This window comes from Lascolabacillus sp. (assembly GCF_028696275.1).
In the GTDB taxonomy this organism is placed as follows: Bacteria; Bacteroidota; Bacteroidia; order Bacteroidales; family Dysgonomonadaceae; genus Proteiniphilum; species Proteiniphilum massiliensis.
On the sequence record NZ_JAQVHI010000024.1, the window covers coordinates 13,434 to 30,316 of the forward strand.

At 35.6% G+C, this 16,883-nt stretch carries 13 protein-coding genes; 3 read left to right on the forward strand and 10 right to left on the reverse strand.

Annotated features, from left to right (window positions below; all coding sequences use genetic code 11):
- Positions 1–28: 28 nt before the first annotated feature.
- From PHO43_RS07100 to PHO43_RS07110, 3 genes are all read right to left on the reverse strand, one after another.
- A complete protein-coding gene (locus tag PHO43_RS07100) occupies positions 29–727 on the reverse strand; it encodes an energy transducer TonB (protein WP_288011736.1) in 699 nt (232 codons plus the stop codon).
- A 113-nt stretch (positions 728–840) separates the two neighbouring features.
- Positions 841–1,377, reverse strand: a complete 537-nt coding sequence (gene hpt, locus PHO43_RS07105) for a hypoxanthine phosphoribosyltransferase (protein ID WP_288011738.1) — start codon at positions 1,375–1,377, stop codon at positions 841–843.
- Positions 1,378–1,404: 27 nt separating this feature from the next.
- Positions 1,405–1,851, reverse strand: coding sequence for a thiol-disulfide oxidoreductase DCC family protein (locus PHO43_RS07110; protein WP_045090067.1), 447 nt, complete (start codon positions 1,849–1,851; stop codon positions 1,405–1,407).
- A gap of 151 nt (positions 1,852–2,002) precedes the next feature.
- Here PHO43_RS07110 and lon point away from each other — a divergent pair, with 151 nt between their 5' ends.
- Positions 2,003–4,462, forward strand: coding sequence for an endopeptidase La (gene lon, locus PHO43_RS07115; protein ID WP_053826004.1), 2,460 nt, complete (start codon positions 2,003–2,005; stop codon positions 4,460–4,462).
- A gap of 25 nt (positions 4,463–4,487) precedes the next feature.
- Here lon and PHO43_RS07120 read toward each other — a convergent pair whose 3' ends face one another.
- Together PHO43_RS07120 and PHO43_RS07125 are read right to left on the reverse strand one after the other, a co-directional pair.
- Positions 4,488–5,432, reverse strand: a complete 945-nt coding sequence (locus tag PHO43_RS07120) for a calcium/sodium antiporter (RefSeq protein WP_288009487.1) — start codon at positions 5,430–5,432, stop codon at positions 4,488–4,490.
- A gap of 110 nt (positions 5,433–5,542) precedes the next feature.
- On the reverse strand, positions 5,543–6,061 hold the full coding sequence (locus PHO43_RS07125; protein WP_045090070.1) for an RNA polymerase sigma factor: 519 nt from the start codon (positions 6,059–6,061) through the stop codon (positions 5,543–5,545).
- A gap of 329 nt (positions 6,062–6,390) precedes the next feature.
- Between PHO43_RS07125 and htpG the strand changes: the two genes are divergently transcribed.
- Positions 6,391–8,286: a molecular chaperone HtpG gene (gene htpG, locus PHO43_RS07130; RefSeq protein ID WP_288011740.1), complete on the forward strand. Its 1,896-nt coding sequence runs from the start codon at positions 6,391–6,393 to the stop codon at positions 8,284–8,286.
- A 150-nt stretch (positions 8,287–8,436) separates the two neighbouring features.
- Positions 8,437–9,387 (forward strand): type I pantothenate kinase, encoded by a 951-nt coding sequence (gene coaA / locus PHO43_RS07135; RefSeq protein ID WP_045090072.1) that lies wholly within the window; start codon positions 8,437–8,439, stop codon positions 9,385–9,387.
- 57 nt (positions 9,388–9,444) lie between these two features.
- On the opposite strand, the gene PHO43_RS07140 is transcribed toward coaA, so the two are convergent.
- The 5 genes from PHO43_RS07140 to PHO43_RS07160 all read right to left on the reverse strand — a co-directional run bounded on the left by PHO43_RS07140 (position 9,445) and on the right by PHO43_RS07160 (position 16,435).
- A complete protein-coding gene (locus tag PHO43_RS07140) occupies positions 9,445–10,992 on the reverse strand; it encodes a RagB/SusD family nutrient uptake outer membrane protein (RefSeq protein WP_288009494.1) in 1,548 nt (515 codons plus the stop codon).
- Between the two features lie 18 nt (positions 10,993–11,010).
- Positions 11,011–13,884, reverse strand: a complete 2,874-nt coding sequence (locus PHO43_RS07145; protein WP_288011742.1) for a SusC/RagA family TonB-linked outer membrane protein — start codon at positions 13,882–13,884, stop codon at positions 11,011–11,013.
- A 363-nt stretch (positions 13,885–14,247) separates the two neighbouring features.
- Positions 14,248–14,643, reverse strand: a complete 396-nt coding sequence (locus PHO43_RS07150; protein WP_045090074.1) for an HIT family protein — start codon at positions 14,641–14,643, stop codon at positions 14,248–14,250.
- A gap of 11 nt (positions 14,644–14,654) precedes the next feature.
- Complete coding sequence (gene greA, locus PHO43_RS07155; RefSeq protein WP_045090075.1) at positions 14,655–15,125, reverse strand: transcription elongation factor GreA; 471 nt, start codon at positions 15,123–15,125, stop codon at positions 14,655–14,657.
- Positions 15,126–15,271: 146 nt separating this feature from the next.
- The gene (locus PHO43_RS07160) at positions 15,272–16,435 is read right to left on the reverse strand and encodes a TlpA disulfide reductase family protein (RefSeq protein WP_288011744.1); all 1,164 of its coding nucleotides are present in this window, start codon (positions 16,433–16,435) and stop codon (positions 15,272–15,274) included.
- Positions 16,436–16,883 lie beyond the last annotated feature (448 nt).

Here is a 16,883-nt window from a genome sequence, read left to right on the forward strand (position 1 = left end):
AGCTTCTTAAGCTTTTTAATTATTGATATTAATTCTGTAGTCTGAAAACAACGGGAAGTGTGAAACGAACACGTACTGGCTGTCCTCTCTGTTTTCCTGGTTTCCAGCGTGGCATCTGTTGTATTACACGAACAGCTTCTCTGTCTAGTGAAGGATCTACTCCTCTTACTACTTGAACGTCTGTAATACTACCATCTCTTTCTACCACAAAGTTACAAATAACTCTACCTTGAATACCATTTTCTTGAGCAATAACCGGGTATCTTATATTATCACTAAGAAATTGCATCATAGCAGCGTTTCCACCTGGGTATTCAGGTTGTTCCTCAACAACCACAAAGATTTCTTCAGTTACCTCTTCTTGTTTTGGCTGTGGTGGTGGAGGTGGTACATATGTTTGCATTTGTCGTTGTGATTGATCATCCTCAACTTGAATTTCAAATTTAGTTTGTACTTCCTCTTCAACAACCTGGATAATTTCTGGTGTTTCCTCAATTGGTGGTGGCGGTGGTGGTGGAGGTTCAGCCTCACGACGAGTAATTTCAATTTCTTCCTCGGCCAAAATATCTTGAACAATAATGGCCTCGTCGACTTTCTCTGTTGCTGAAGTCCATTCAAAAGCGAAGAAAAGAACTGCTACAGCAAATACCAATCCAATAAGGATAAATGTACTCCTATGCTTTTCCAAATTCGCCTTCGGTGATTTTTTTACTTCATCTTTGTCCATTGTGAATAATTTTTATCTGCTTCATTATATTAGTTACACGACTGCTTTGATTGCAAAAATAGCTATTTTTTTTATACGGCCCAGCTTTTTGTGTGAATTTTCTCAAAAATAGTTTAGACTACTTTGTATATATCTTTAAGGTTTCTTCCGTATCCATTATAATCCAAACCGTAACCTACGATAAAATCGTTTGGAATTTCCAATGCCACATAATCAAGATTTAGTTTTTGTTTCATTGCAGCAGGTTTATAAAGAAGAGTTGCAATTCGTATCTCTTCAGGCTCGTATTTCCCTAGTTCTTCAAGTAAAGACACCATAGTATTTCCACTATCAACAATATCTTCCACAATTACTACAGACCGGCCTTTGATACTTTCATTAAGCCCCAATACAGTCTTTAGATCGTTAGTCGAAGTTGTCCCATGATAGGAAGCTAACCTTACAAACGTAATCTCACTCAAAATGTTTACCTGCTTCATGAGTTCCCCGGCAAACATAAAGGCACCGTTTAATACTGCAATAAATAATGGCCTTTTATCTTTAAGTTCTTTGTTTATCCTTTCGGCCACTCGTTTTATCTCATTCTCAATCACCTCCTGTTCAATCAGAAGCTCAAACTGTTTATCATTGATTACGATTACTTCTTTCACATTAAAAAATTTTAAAGTGCAAAACTACTATTTTTTATAACCAAAACGAAATATCAGTTCAGTAAAATTACTATTATCTAAAAATAATTTTTTTTCTTCCTCATTATAGAGTCTGCATTCTGTTACCGGAATATTTTTGCGAATTGCCGCAACACAATTGTAGCCCACATCAGAAAATGATCTTGGCAGCACTTTAATAATTTTGTACAATAATGCATCAGGTCTCAAAACAGAAAAAATAAAAGCAACTGCATCCGATTTTTTAAGGATTTTATATCCTGAATTTGTATGTATTAATACTGCAATTGAATTAAAATCTTTAATTTCTATATTTAAGTATCTGAATACTTTCTCTGAAAATTCAGATTGTATTGATGCGAACCTGAAACAACGATTTTTATCCCTGTCAACTACCCATTGAACCCATCTGTTACAATAACGACACTCGCCATCAAAAAATAATATATGATACATAGTGAAATAAAAAAAGTCGCCATATTTAACTGAAATGTCAGTATTTATGATATTACTTGTACTAAAAACTGTTTGGCACGGAATTTGTCAACTATTATATGATAAACAAAAATAGGCATTTTTCTGTTCTTAAGTCGAAGAAACAACAAATATGAATCCATTCAAAACAAATAAATTTAGAGAAAAAGAAATAGGAGATAATATTATCTCATTTATTACTGGTGACTTTATAGATGGAAGTACTGATATTGAAGAAAAGCATCTAAAAGACAAACTACCAATACTTCCATTAAGAAATACCATTGTATTTCCTGGAAGTACACTCCCAATATCTGTTGGCAGAAAGAAATCTCTGGAACTGGTTAAATCACTCGGAAAAAGACAACGATATATAGGCTTGGTTTGTCAGAAAGATACAAATATTGAGGATCCGGAGATAGAAGATTTATATAAATTAGGAGTTGTTGCAGAAGTTATCCGTGTAATTGAGCTTGCAGATAATAACTTCAGCATAATTGTCCAAGCAAAAAAGAGGTTTGAATGGGTAGAGATGGTTCAAACTGAACCTTTCATGAAAGCAACATACAAACTAAGAGAGACGACCAAAGCTTCAGAAGACGATAAAGAATTCAAGGCTATCCTTGATTCAATTCGAGAGTCAATGATGCAAATGTTGATGATGCTGGGCGATCCTCCAAAAGAGCTTATGCAAACTATTAAAAGCGAAGCATTCTCTAAAATGCTCATAAGCTACTGTGGAACAAATCTACCAATTGAAAGTCGTGAAAAGCAAGAACTCCTGGATATCGATTTAGAGAAAGAACTTGCATACAGACTTCTGATGATACTCAATCGTGAGGCCCAACTTCTGGAGATGAAGATGAATATCCAGATGAAAACTCGCGAAGATCTTAATCAGCAGCAAAAAGAGTTTTTCCTTCAACAACAGATAAAAACAATTCAAGAAGAGTTAGGTGGTAGTACTCAACAAATTGAGATAAACGAGTTCAGAAAAAAAGGAAAGAGCAAAAAATGGAGTGCCGATGTGGCAGATATTTTTGAAAAGGAGATTCAAAAATTAGAGCGTCTGAACCCTCAGTCACCAGATTACTCTGTACAGTACGGTTATATCCAGACAATACTTGAACTGCCTTGGAATGAATATACGAAAGACAATTTCAATCTGAAAAATGCACAGAAAATTCTTGACAGAGACCACTTTGGCATGGACAAAGTCAAAGAACGCATTATAGAACATTTGGCAGTTCTTAAACTAAAAGGCGATTTAAAATCTCCAATTATCTGTCTTTACGGTCCTCCTGGTGTTGGAAAAACATCTTTGGGAAAATCCATAGCAGAAGCTCTGAATAGGAAATATGTGAGAGTTTCATTAGGAGGACTGCATGATGAAGCAGAAATCAGGGGTCATCGTCGCACTTATATTGGAGCAATACCAGGACGAATTATCCAAAACATATTAAAAGCAGGTTCATCAAATCCTGTTTTCGTACTTGACGAAGTTGATAAAATAGGTTCAGATTTCAGAGGCGACCCGTCCTCTGCACTGCTAGAGGTGTTAGACCCGGAGCAGAACACTACATTTCATGATAACTATCTGTCAATTGACTTTGATCTTTCAAAGGTTTTGTTTATTGCCACAGCAAATAATCTGAATTCAATTCCGCAACCTCTTCTCGATCGTATGGAGCTAATCAATGTTGGTGGATACATAACAGAAGAGAAGATAGAAATTGCATATCGTCATTTAGTTCCTAAAGAGCTGGCAAATCACGGTATCAAAAAAGGCACTTTCGTAATTCCTAAACCAACTCTACAAAAGATCGTAGAAAATTATACTCGAGAATCCGGAGTTCGTGAATTAAATAAAAAAATAGCAAAAATAATGCGCAAGATTGCTCGCAAGATTGCTGCAGAAGAAGCTTACCCCAAATCGCTGAAAGTAGCTGATCTTCATGAATACCTTGGCAGAGAAGAGTTTAATAGAGATAAATATCAAGGTAATGAATATGCTGGTGTTGTTACAGGACTAGCTTGGACATCAGTTGGTGGAGAAATTCTATTTGTAGAAAGCTCTTTGAGTCGTGGCAAAGGCTCTAAACTAACTCTTACAGGAAACTTGGGAGATGTTATGAAAGAGTCTGCTATGCTTGCAATGGAATATATACAATCACATGCAGAAGAGTTGGATATAAATCCTGAAATATTTGAGCATTATAATACACATATACATGTTCCTGAAGGTGCTATACCAAAAGATGGTCCATCAGCCGGGATTACAATGATAACTTCACTTGCATCTGTATATACTCAACGTAAAGTTCGTTCTAACCTGGCAATGACAGGTGAGATAACACTTAGGGGTAAAGTGTTGCCTGTAGGTGGAATCAGAGAAAAAATACTTGCAGCCAAGCGTGCCGGAATAACAGATATTATTCTGTGTGTAGAAAACAGAAAAGATATTGAAGAGATTAAAGAAGATTATCTAAAAGGTCTCACTTTCCACTATATCAGCGATGTAAAAGAAGTCTTAGACTTAGCACTGCTTGATGAGAAAGTAGCTAATCCAAAGATATTTACTGTGACAAAGTAAATAAGCTATAAAGTATATTAGAAATTTAAATTATAGTTTTAATAGTAAAGTATAATGCATATAAGAAGAGAAATGCAACTCCCTGCCAGCGAGTAATTCGTGTACTAAGTTTCATAAATAACCACAAAACAAGACCCAGCAAAACAACAAACATTGAGTCAAAATAATTTATTTCTGTCGTAGAAATTGGGTGTATTAATCCCGCAACACCTAAAATTAGAAATATATTGAATATGTTTGAACCAACAACGTTTCCGATAGCAATATCGGAACGTTTTTTTATTGCTGCCACTACAGAAGTAGCAAGTTCAGGCATGCTTGTTCCAGTTGCTACGATGGTCATACCAATCAATGCTTCAGACATACCTAAACGCTCTGCAATAATAACAGAGTTCACAACTAGCAGGTCAGATCCATATACCAAGCCCAATAAACCAACCAAGATGAAGATTAGATCTAACACCCAGTGTTTACTCATTTTTATATCTTCAATATTTTGTGACTTATCTTCTGCAGTCTGTTTTGAATCTTTATTTGATGAAAGATAGAGGTAAATAATATAAGAAATGAAAATAAGTAACATCAATCCAGATTCAATTCTAGAAATTCTTGAATCCAGGAAGAAAATTAAGAAAAGTATAGATGAAAATATCATAATAGGTACATCGAGCTTTAACAACTGTCTTTTTACCAATACCGGATATATGATTGCTGAAAGACCTAGTATGATGCCCACATTAAACATATTGGAACCAAGAACATTTCCGATAGATAATGCACTCTGACCAGCCAGTGCGGCTTTAGAGCTAACCACCAGCTCCGGCATACTGGTACCGATAGAAACAATTGTTAAACCTATTACCAAAGGACTAACACCCAGTCTTTTTGCAAGTGACGATGCTCCTGAAACCAACCCTTCTGCACCAAAATAAAGAATTACTAAAGACAATAATAACCAAACAATCTCCATCTTAAAATTATTTACCTGATTCTATAACCTCTGGCAAAGGTAGCTAATTTTACAAATAAAAAAACCTCTTTATTCAAGAGGTTTTTTTATGATTAGATATATTCTATAAATTATTCTGAGTAAAATCTAAAATCTTTAAGCATTTCCTTTAATCTTTTACGTGCAAAGAAGATTCGGCTTTTAACTGTTCCAATTGGCAAATCCAGATGATTAGCTATCTCTTCATATTTATAACCTGAAACATGCATCGAAAAGGGAACTTTATACTCATCAGTAAAACTGTTTATTGCTTTATTTATTTCTTTTATAGTGTATGCCCCGTCTGGTGTATCAAATCCTGAATCCTGAGGGAGGTTGAGATGATATAAATTTTCTGTTTTATCTATTATAGTCTGACTTCTAACAATTTTACGATAATTATTAACGAATATATTATGCATAATTGTGAAAACCCAGCCTTTGAAATTTACATTTTCGTAATATTTTTCTCTATTGTCTAATACTCGAAGCGTAGTTTCCTGTAATAAATCTTTGGCTTCTTCTCTATCAGCTGTAAGTGTCAGGGCGAAGTTAAACATATTATCCTGCAATCCTAATAGCTGTTTTTCGAAAGCGACTTTAGTCTTCATAAGCTTTGACTTTTAAATGATTGTGTCATACAAATATATATGAATAAATATAAAACAAACTATCTTATCCAGAGTAAATACGATTAATTTGTGTTAACAAATAAATTATTATCGTAACACCACTGATTATCTGACTTTTAATTAAAGAAAAAAGGCAACAATTGAGGCGTTTATACCCTATAAAAAAAATTTATATTATTTAGAATCAGTTTTGATATTGTAATAAATTTGACTTTTAGTCGTTTTTTCGAAAAATATTGACTGTGTCCTTCTTTAAATGGCATACTATTTGTAAATGTATAATAGACATTTAAATTAAAATAAGAAATATGGTACAAAAAGGAAAGATTGGGGTTACTACTGACAATATATTCCCCATTATTAAAAAGTTTCTTTACAGTGACCAGGAAATATTCCTGCGAGAAATAGTTTCTAATGCAGTTGATGCGACACAGAAAATCAAAACACTTTCAGACAGAGGTGAATTTAAAGGAGAACTTGGAGAATTGTCAGTTCGAGTAACTCTAAATAAAGAGCAGAAAACAGTTACTATTTCCGATCGGGGTATAGGTATGACAGCTGAAGAAGTTGATAAGTATATCAATCAGATTGCATTATCATCAGCAAATGAGTTTCTCGATAAATATAAAGATGATGCAAACGCAATAATTGGTCATTTCGGTCTGGGTTTCTACTCCTCTTTTATGGTATCTAATAGAGTAGAGATAATTTCAAAATCATACAAAGATGAGCCTGCAGTTAAATGGACATGTGACGGTAGTCCTGAATTTACGATGCAGGAAACAGAAAAAGATGAAAGAGGAACTGACATTGTACTCCATATTGATGATGAATATAAAGAGTTTCTCGAAAAAGAAAGGATAGAATCATTACTCGTTAAATACTGTAAGTTTCTTCCCGTTCCAATTATTTTCGGCAAAAAACAGGATTGGAAAGAAGGAAAGCTTATAGATACAGAAGAAGATAATATTATCAACGATGTTAACCCTCTATGGCGTCAAAAACCTGCAGGACTAAAAGATGAGGACTACATTAAATTTTATAGGGATCTTTATCCCATGTCTTTTAATGAAGAACCAATGTTTTGGATTCATCTGAACGTAGACTACCCTTTTAATCTTACCGGAATACTCTATTTCCCTAAGATCAAGAATAACCTCGATCTACAACGAAATAAAATACAGCTATACAGCAATCAGGTATATGTAACAGATTCAGTAGAAGGTATCGTTCCGGAATTCCTTACACTACTGCATGGAGTTATTGATTCACCTGACATCCCGTTAAATGTTTCGAGATCATATTTGCAAGGAGATAACAACGTAAAAAAGATTTCAAGCCATATAACAAAAAAAGTTGCCGATAAACTTGAAGAGTTATTTAAAAAAGAACGTACTCAGTTTCAGGAAAAATGGGATAGCCTTAAGCTATTTATTGAGTACGGTATGCTTACTGATGATAAATTCTATGATAGGGCTGCTAAGTTTTCGTTATTAAAGAACACTGAAGGTGAATACTTTACATTCGAAGAATATAAAACTCTTGTTTCTGGTAGTCAGACCGACAAGAATGGCGACATTATTAATCTATACTGCAGCAATAAACAGGAACAGTATTCACATATAGAGGCAGCCAAAGAGAAAGGTTACGATGTACTTTTGATGGATGGTCAGCTTGATGTTCACTGGGTAGGTCTGCTTGAACAGAAACTTGAAAAAACTCGCTTTGTTAGAGTTGATAGTGATATTATCGACCATATCATACAGAAAGAAGACATCAAAGAGATTGTACTATCAGATAAACAAAAAGAAACACTTACCCATACTATAAAAGCTCAACTTCCTGCAATCGAAAAAACTGAGTTCACTGTTGATTTCAAGGCATTGGGAGAGAGTTCCAGACCTGTACAAATCGTTCAAAATGAATTTTCACGAAGGATGAAAGAGATGGCTGCCATGCAGCAACAAATGGCCTTCTATGGTGAATTACCTGACACTTATCAGGTTGTACTGAACACACAGCATCCGAGTATTAAATCATTAATAGATGCAAGTAAAGAAAAAGACAAAGAGCTGCTTTTAAAAGAGATTACAGAGGATGGAAAAATAAAACAGATGATAGATCTTGCACTTCTTTCGGGAGGTATGCTTAAGGGTGAAGCATTGAGCAATTTTGTGAAACGCAGTTTTGATATGATCAAATAAATATCTGCTTAATTAGTAAACGAAACCGGCAAACCAAAATTTGCCGGTTTTTTTATGTCACAAAACGTCATAAATAAACTCCTGAACATAAATAGAATAGTTTTACACAAAAAGACTTATTTTTGTAAACTATTTTAATATTAAATCCCGATGAACAAATTCTACGATGTTACTTACTCTCCCTTTCGTGCATTTAAACGAAACGAATGGCGAAAGCTGGAAGAACACCCTATGTTCCCTATTTCTGATATAGATCTGACCAAACTACAGGCATTAAACGAACCACTTACTCTAAATGAAATAGAAGACATCTATATACCAATGATAAGCCTATTACAGATTCATATTACACATTACAGGAATCTGCATAATGAACTGGATCAGTTCTTCGAAAATAAAAGTAAACAAATTCCATATATCATTGGTGTAGCAGGTAGTGTTGCTGCAGGTAAAAGTACAACTGCCAGAGTCTTGCAAAAACTACTCTCACTTACTCCCGGAAATCCTAAAGTTGAATTAATTACAACAGATGGTTTCCTATATCCAAATGAAGAGCTCGAACGCCGAGGGATATTAAACAAAAAGGGATTTCCTGAAAGCTATGATGCAAAAAAACTATTAGCGTTTCTCTCAGGTGTAAAATCTGGTCGTGACGATTTAGAAGTCCCTGTATATTCTCACCTTTATTATGATATAATTAAAGACAAGGTATACTCATTCAGCAGACCAGATATATTAATAGTTGAGGGTATAAATGTGCTTCAGGTTTCAACATCAAAAAAAGTTCGCCGTCGTGTTTTCGTTTCAGATTTCTTTGACTTCTCAATCTATGTAGATGCAAGTGAAAAAAACCTACGGCAATGGTACCTTGAGAGATTTAAAAAATTACAGCAGACAGCTTTCAGCAATCCGGAATCCTACTTTCATCAGTATGCATCATATCCTGAGGATAAACTGATGGAATTTGCAAATCAGGTCTGGGATGAAATAAACCTGCCTAATCTTGAGCAAAATATTCTACCAACCCGTTTTAGAGCAAATCTTATACTTGAAAAAAGCGAATGCCATTTTGTCAGAGGTGTTAGAATTCGCAAGATATAAATAATAAGTGCCTGAAAATTTCAGGCACTTATTATTTATTATTGTGTTATTGTAATTTCAGAAAGCAGGATATCCCGGATTCTGTACAAGATTATTATTAGTTTCCCATGCACTTTCAGGAATTGGGAAAAGCAACAAGTGAGGAGAAGATGCTGTTGGACGAAGATATCCCGGCTCCAGGAATTTTCCTGCGCGGATCATATCTTGACGGTTAGTATTTTCCCAAGCTAATTCCAGACGTCTTTCCAAGCGAACTTCATCAATAGTAACTGATGTATAATTATGAGAGTCATCACCAAATCCTCTCTCTCTGATTACATTCACCAATCTTGTAGCTTCACTATTATTCTGTCCCAATTCAACCAATGCTTCGGCTTTCATTAGATACACGTCAGCAAGACGGAAAATTGCAAAATCATTCTCCATATCTGAGTTTGCCAAACCTTTTTCAAATACCCATTTATTACAACGTGCACCCTCTTCCTGGTGAACTTCACCCCACATACCTTCTCTTATCGATCCGGGAATGATATTGAAATCCACAGTATGAATCAATGGACGTGCGTGACCAGTTATTAATACCTCACCGGTACCTGGATCAATCATAGGTCCAATAAGGAATGAACCCTCTTTTCTTTGGTCTGCATCGTCAAACTGCTTAACATAGTCCGGCTGTGCACTAACACCATTCCAGGTCCCAACTGTCATACCCAGAGCGATAGGATCAAGGTAATGAAGTGTACGTTTATGTAAATGATTACCACCATCATCCTTACCGAAAATTGCAGGAAGTATAATCTCTCTTGAAATCTGATTATTTACTTCGAAGTTAACTTTCCAGTTAGGTTCTATGATATAGTCCATTGACATAACTTTGTCAGCGGCATCAATTACTCCCTGCCAGTTAGGAGTACCTGTCCACACTTCAGCATTAAGATACATCTTTGCAAGCAGTGTATATGCAGCACCTTGTGTAAACTTACCATAACTCTCATCTGAAACATCATCGCGAAGCACATCTTTAATCGCATTTAGTTCAGATACTACAAAATCATAAAGTTGCTGACGGCTCGCCATACCTGGAAGTTCAGTACTTTCATAATCTGCAACTAACGGAGCATTTCCAAAATAATCTATTAGTATATAGTACCAAAAAGCCCTGATACCACGTATCTCGGCTAGAGTCCGCGTCTTCAGCTCTTCATCCATTTCAGACTGTTCAATTGTAGCATAAATTTGGTTACATGTGGTAATACCAGAAGTACAGGCATTCCATGCATTGTTGATCAGACCAGTTCTGGCATGCCATGTATGTAGCTTCATAACCATATGAACACCACCATCCCACCAGTCACCACCTACTCTTGTAGGAGTAATAGCCATATCTCCTGCCTGTTCTGATAAAAGGAAAATATCACCTGGGAATACATTTTTAAGTGTTTTATAAATAGGAGCAATGATCGCATTTATTTCTGCCGGTTTCTTTCCAAACTGGTCAGCAGGAATAGTATCATATACTGTTTCATCAAGGTTGGTACAGGAATATATACCTGCCAATAAACCCAACACTAACGACAACAATGTTATATTAAATATTTTTTTCATATTTGTCTGATTTATAAGTTAGAATGTTAGAGTGATACCTACCGAGTAAGTTCTTGCTTTTGGGTAATACTCACGATCTTCAACACCAGGGGCCAAACCGTTATTCCTGTTTTCATCAACCTCAGGGTCAAGACCCTTGTACTTAGTGATCAGGAACAGGTTTTGGCCAGTTGCATATACTCTGGCATTTTCAAGCCAATTTAGATTCTCAGTTTTAAAAGTGTATCCTATTGATGCATTATCAAGTCGGATATGTGAAGCATCTTCAACATAAAGTGAAGAATATTCAGGTACCACCTTCAACTGATGAATTAATGGATCATTAAGAGCATTAGCACCGATAAGGTAACCGGGGTGACCATAAGTCATCCTACCCATATTAAGAACCTTGTTTCCAAAAGTTCCTCTCAGGAAAAATGACATATCCCATCTCTTATATCTGAATAGATTACTCCATCCAAATGTCAGGTCAGGCTGTGCAGAGCCAATATAGGTATAATCCTCTGCAGTAACCGCATTAGTCTCGTTACCATCACTATCACGGAAAACATATTTACCATCTTCATCAATTCTGATAAATTCAGGACCGTAGAATTGTCCTACTGGATACCCCTCTTCTACAACGTGAGTTGTACGTCCGGATCCACCTCTTACCCAAGCATCTCCTACGAGAATTCTACTTGTTGTGTAAACATCATCAGACAAACTTGTAATCTCATTTTTATTATGAGCTGCAGTAACAGATGTATTCCATTTGAAGTCAGATGTTTTTATTGCATCCAGACTTAAAGCTAACTCAATACCGGTATTTTTCATATCACCAACGTTAGCCATCATTTCAGAGTGTAAGAACGGTGGTGTAGGAACACGGTATGTATAGAGCATGTCTTTTGTACGTTTATCATACCATTCAATCGTACCACTCAATCGGTTGTTGAATAATAAGAAATCCAAACCAACATTAAACATTGCAGTCTCCTCCCATTTAAGGTCAGGGTTAGCATTTTGATTAATTCTATAAGCAGTGAGCCATGCGCCATTGTCGTAATAAGTACCACTTGTACCGTATAACTGAAGTGTCTTATAAGGATCAAGACCGGATTGATTACCTGTCACACCATAACCCACTCTAAGCTTCATCTCATCCACCCATTCAACATCATTCATAAATGCCTCTTCAGTAATTCCCCATGCAGCTGAAACTGAAGGGAATATACCCCATTTATGATTAGCGCCAAATTTTGAAGAACCATCACGACGAACAGTTGCAGTAACCATATACTTCGACTGATAGCTATAGTGTACACGACCAAAGAATGAGATCAGACGACTCATATTTCTTGCAGAGCCAACATCAGTAGGACGCAATCCTTGTCCCGATGCCAAATTGTTTGCCCCAAGCAGGTCAGTCGTAAAACTACGGTTTGCCGCCATCATATAAGAATATTCGTTCTCTTCCCAAGAATATCCTGCCATAGCATTAAATCCATGCTGTTCGTTTGCACCGAAACTGGTACTATAATCAAGCAGCCACTCCATCAAATGCTTATCCCAGATTCTGTTCTCACGCTGTGCATAACCACCGTCATCACGTCCCGCCTCAGTCTCGGAGTTGTTATATCGACTACCTTCTTCAGCTCTTCGTTCTTTATAAAGCATTGTTTTAATATCCAATCCTTCTGCCAGGTTGAATAAAATATCTCCTGAACCATAAAACTGAACATTTTTCCTGTTATTTTCATTATACTGCTGGTTGCGAACAGGGTTACCCTGGTCATATTCACGTGTATCAAACCATTCTCCATCTGATGTTTTAACAGGATAAACAGGTAACATATTATATGCAAGAACAAAATTCCTTCGGTTTGGCACCCTGAAATCCCTTACAGTTGCAGAACCGGTAAGACCTATGCGAAGTCTATCACCTATTGCACGTTGCATAATCTGAAAACGGAAATTATACCTGTCCATATTGTTATCCTTCATCACTCCATCTCTTTTCAGATAGTTAAAAGAGGCACGATAGTTATTATTGGAGCCTCCACCAGACAAAGATAAACTATGATTCTGAGAAAAAGCATCTCTTGTTATCTCATCAAACCAGTCGGTACTTGCATTATACCTGTCATATACCGAAGCATCACTGCCACTTGTGCGGGCATAATCGCGCCACTCTTCTGCAGTAAGCAGATCAGGCTTGTTAGCAATTTGAGAAACAGCTACATATCCATCGTAGGAAACCCTCGGTTTAACACCGGAACCTCTTTTTGTAGTAATCAGAATTACACCACCGGCAGATCTTGACCCATAAATAGCTGCAGATGAAGCATCTTTAAGAACTGAAATTGATTCAATATCCTGAGGAGCCACAGTCTGAAGATCACCACCAGGCACACCATCAATCACAATAAATGGTCCTTGGTCATTCTGAAGTGTTGACACACCTCTTAACCTTATACGTGTACCATCAGTAACATCACCCGAAGGAGTAGTTATCTGCAATCCGGCTACCTTTCCCTGTAGCAGGTCTGCTGCATCTCTTGTAACCCCCTGGTTAAAATTCTCAGATGTTACATTCGTTACTGATCCGGTAATTTCCCTGCGTCGTTGTTCACCATATCCAACAACTACAAGCTCATCAAGCAGCTCTGTGTCATCCGTTAGCTCCACATCAATCTGAGTTCTTCCTCTAACAGGAATTATTTCAGTCCTCATACCAACATATGATACTTCTAGAATAGCATTAGGAGCAACATTCTGTAGCACGTACCCGCCATTAACATCAGTTACTGTACCAGTTGTAGTTCCCTGAACCTGAACTGTTACACCAATTAATGCCTCACCGTCTGTATCATAGACAGTACCTCTTACAGTAATATTCTGCGCAAACATGCTCAGAGAAAATATCCATAAGAATATGAACAAAGTCCCTTTTAATAAAAGATAATTTTCACTTTTCATACATTCATAAATCTTTAGATTAAAACTTTATAAAACACTAATTACAAGGTTAATTATTATATTAGATTATGTTTTTTATTCTAAACCCTGGCAAATATATTAATTAATTTCTATTGATTCAAATATATTTTTACACTACATTGTTAATTATGCGCTTTTTTAACATTAACAATGCTTTTGATTTTTTCTGCAGAAATGTCTGTCTCAATATTTTATGGACACAGACAGTTGCATAAAAAAAAAGCGATGAACCATTTCTCGGATCATCGCTTATAATTAAAACATTCTCGTTATTCAGATGAATGCCTCTTTTATTTTCCTAGTTATTTCAGTAAACTCTTCAGCTTCCAACTTCAATTTTGGATTTGATAAATTCATATCCTTTTCGCTCTGTATTGGTAAAAGATGTATATGTGCATGAGGCACTTCCAAACCAAGTACCATCACACCAATGCGCTTACACGGTATTGCAGTCTCAATTGCTTTTGCAATTCTTTTTGCAAAAACCATCATTTCAGCAAGTAATTCATCTTCTATATCAAAAATATAATCAATCTCCTTTTTAGGTACAACAAGAGTATGTCCTTTAACTCTTGGACTAACATCAAGAAAAGCAAAAAACTTATCATTCTCTGCTATCTTATATGAAGGAATTTCTCCTGCTATGATTCTGCTGAATATTGTTGCCATTATTATAACTTTTAAATTGAAATATCTAAAACCTCAAAAGTCATAGTTCCAGAAGGTACTTTTATATCGGCTACATCGCCTACCTTCTTGCCCAATAAGCCCTGAGCTATAGGTGAATTTACAGCAATTTTCCCACTTCTCAGGTCAGCTTCACTTTCTGACACAAGAGTGTAAGTCATATCTTTTTTAGTTTTCACATTTCTGATAGTAACCTTGTTCATTATCTGGACCTTATCAGTTCCAATACTACTTTCATCTATCAGTCGTGCACTTGCTATCAATCCCTTAAGTTGGGATATCTTAGCTTCCAAAATTCCCTGTGCCTCTTTCGCAGCGTCATATTCAGCATTTTCCGAAAGATCACCTTTATCTCTGGCCTCAGCTATTTGTCTTGATATTTCAGGCCTTTGCACAGACTCCATATATACCAATTCATCTTTCAATTTCTGAAGCCCCTCTTCAGACATATAAGTTACAGCCATATTTCTTTATATTAACATTTTTATTACTTAAATATATAAATAAGATTTCCGACCCAATTCAGAGGGCCGGAAACTCACTTTTTTCATGATTAACTCTTACAAAGATAGAGACTTTTTTCTAAAAACCAAATAAAACAGGAATTATTTTATAACACTTTATCCAGCTGCTCAGACAGTTGCGAATAATCTTCAACCCTGCCAATTAGGTCTCCTTCACGATCTATAATAAATGATGTCGGAATTTCTCTAACATTGTATAACGACAATAGAGGAGTACTCACTGATCTTGGATCTCTGACTGTAACCCAGGGCAAATTATCTGCCGATGTTTTCCAAAAATGTTCATTCGAATCAAACGATACCTGATAAATCTCAAAACCTCTGGAATTATATCTTTGGTATAAACTATTCAGATCTATATTATGTTTGGGAGAGAAGTCTGCACTATATACAACAAAATCAAGTAAAACTACTTTTCCCTTAAGTGATGAAAGTGAAATTCTCTCTCCATTAACACCAGGCAGAGAAATATCTGGCAAACCGGACTCTGTCTCAACTGTAATATTTTGAAACAGCTCTTCTTGCTTTTCAAGTTGACGTCGAGTTTGCAAAGCATTAACAGTAAAGTTATAAAGATGAGTTGTTCTCTCCGTTTCGGGATAATACCTGTTCCATGAAGTTGCCACTGCTCCAAACATCGGATAATCCTTTTTATCATAAGGATCGAATATCAGATAATCATTTATCTTCTGAAATACAGCGTAATAAGCAGCAGCACTAGATGGATTTCCAATTATCAGATTGGATATCTCCTTCTTGTATAATGTTAGAACACTATCCAGACTATTCAGGAATGTTATATCATCAATCTCCTTTGCAGTATGAAGCTTCTCTAGTGAGTTTATCTCTTGCTCTGTTTTCATTCTCATATCATCCACTTTCCTGAGCTGATCATTCGAGTATGAATCCTCAACTGTAAATGAGCCATACAAATTACTTGCATCAGCAGTTACTCTGAGTGACTCAACAGAATCAACAGCAAATGCAACCACCTTATTCCTTATCCTCAATTGATAAAATTCAGGATTTTTTGGAGCCGGTTCTTTAAATTTAAATGATCCTTTATCATTTAAAATGGCCGAATCCAACAATACTATTCCTGCTAGTCCTCTATGCTCTAGATACAAAGTATCACCTTCTGCTGATTGAATATTACCTTCAACAGAAAAAATATCTCCTTTTTTGCAAGAAACAAAAACACACCCTATAATCAGGGTTAATACCGCAAACCTTCTTATTACAGTTTTCACACTAATATATTCATTCGTTAATACTATCTGCAAAATTACACTTTTTTCAAGATAAACATATAAGAGATTAATAAATTAAGACTTATATTTAAAAATGACAAATGAAAAATTTTTGAATAACACTTATTACGTAAATTTAAAGTTGACATTACTCCTATCAAACATGCTAAAGGAAGTATTTTACACTACGCAAATTCAACTGTCAAAATACTTATAAGCATTTAGCACTTTACGATTCATTGCTGACCTTTTATTGTAATTATTTAGCACTTTATTTGCTAGTATTGAAAATATATCTTAAATTGCATGAAAATAAAGAGAGTAAAAAAAACTTTTAACCGTCATATTATCTGATATGCAAGTAGATTTTCAAAACACAAGTTATATAGTCATAATCGTTTTATTGACTATATCAGTATCATTCCTACTATATGCTTTCCTTGAAAGA

Coding starts and splice junctions, on each gene's coding strand:
- PHO43_RS07100 (WP_288011736.1), bottom strand. CDS start 727: ATGGACAAAGATGAAGTAAAAAAATCACCGAAGGCGAATTTGGAAAAG.
- PHO43_RS07110 (WP_045090067.1), bottom strand. CDS start 1,851: ATGTATCATATATTATTTTTTGATGGCGAGTGTCGTTATTGTAACAGA.
- lon (WP_053826004.1), top strand. CDS start 2,003: ATGAATCCATTCAAAACAAATAAATTTAGAGAAAAAGAAATAGGAGAT.
- PHO43_RS07120 (WP_288009487.1), bottom strand. CDS start 5,432: ATGGAGATTGTTTGGTTATTATTGTCTTTAGTAATTCTTTATTTTGGT.
- PHO43_RS07125 (WP_045090070.1), bottom strand. CDS start 6,061: ATGAAGACTAAAGTCGCTTTCGAAAAACAGCTATTAGGATTGCAGGAT.
- htpG (WP_288011740.1), top strand. CDS start 6,391: ATGGTACAAAAAGGAAAGATTGGGGTTACTACTGACAATATATTCCCC.
- coaA (WP_045090072.1), top strand. CDS start 8,437: ATGAACAAATTCTACGATGTTACTTACTCTCCCTTTCGTGCATTTAAA.
- PHO43_RS07140 (WP_288009494.1), bottom strand. CDS start 10,992: ATGAAAAAAATATTTAATATAACATTGTTGTCGTTAGTGTTGGGTTTA.
- PHO43_RS07145 (WP_288011742.1), bottom strand. CDS start 13,884: ATGTTTGCGCAGAATATTACTGTAAGAGGTACTGTCTATGATACAGAC.
- PHO43_RS07150 (WP_045090074.1), bottom strand. CDS start 14,643: ATGGCAACAATATTCAGCAGAATCATAGCAGGAGAAATTCCTTCATAT.
- greA (WP_045090075.1), bottom strand. CDS start 15,125: ATGGCTGTAACTTATATGTCTGAAGAGGGGCTTCAGAAATTGAAAGAT.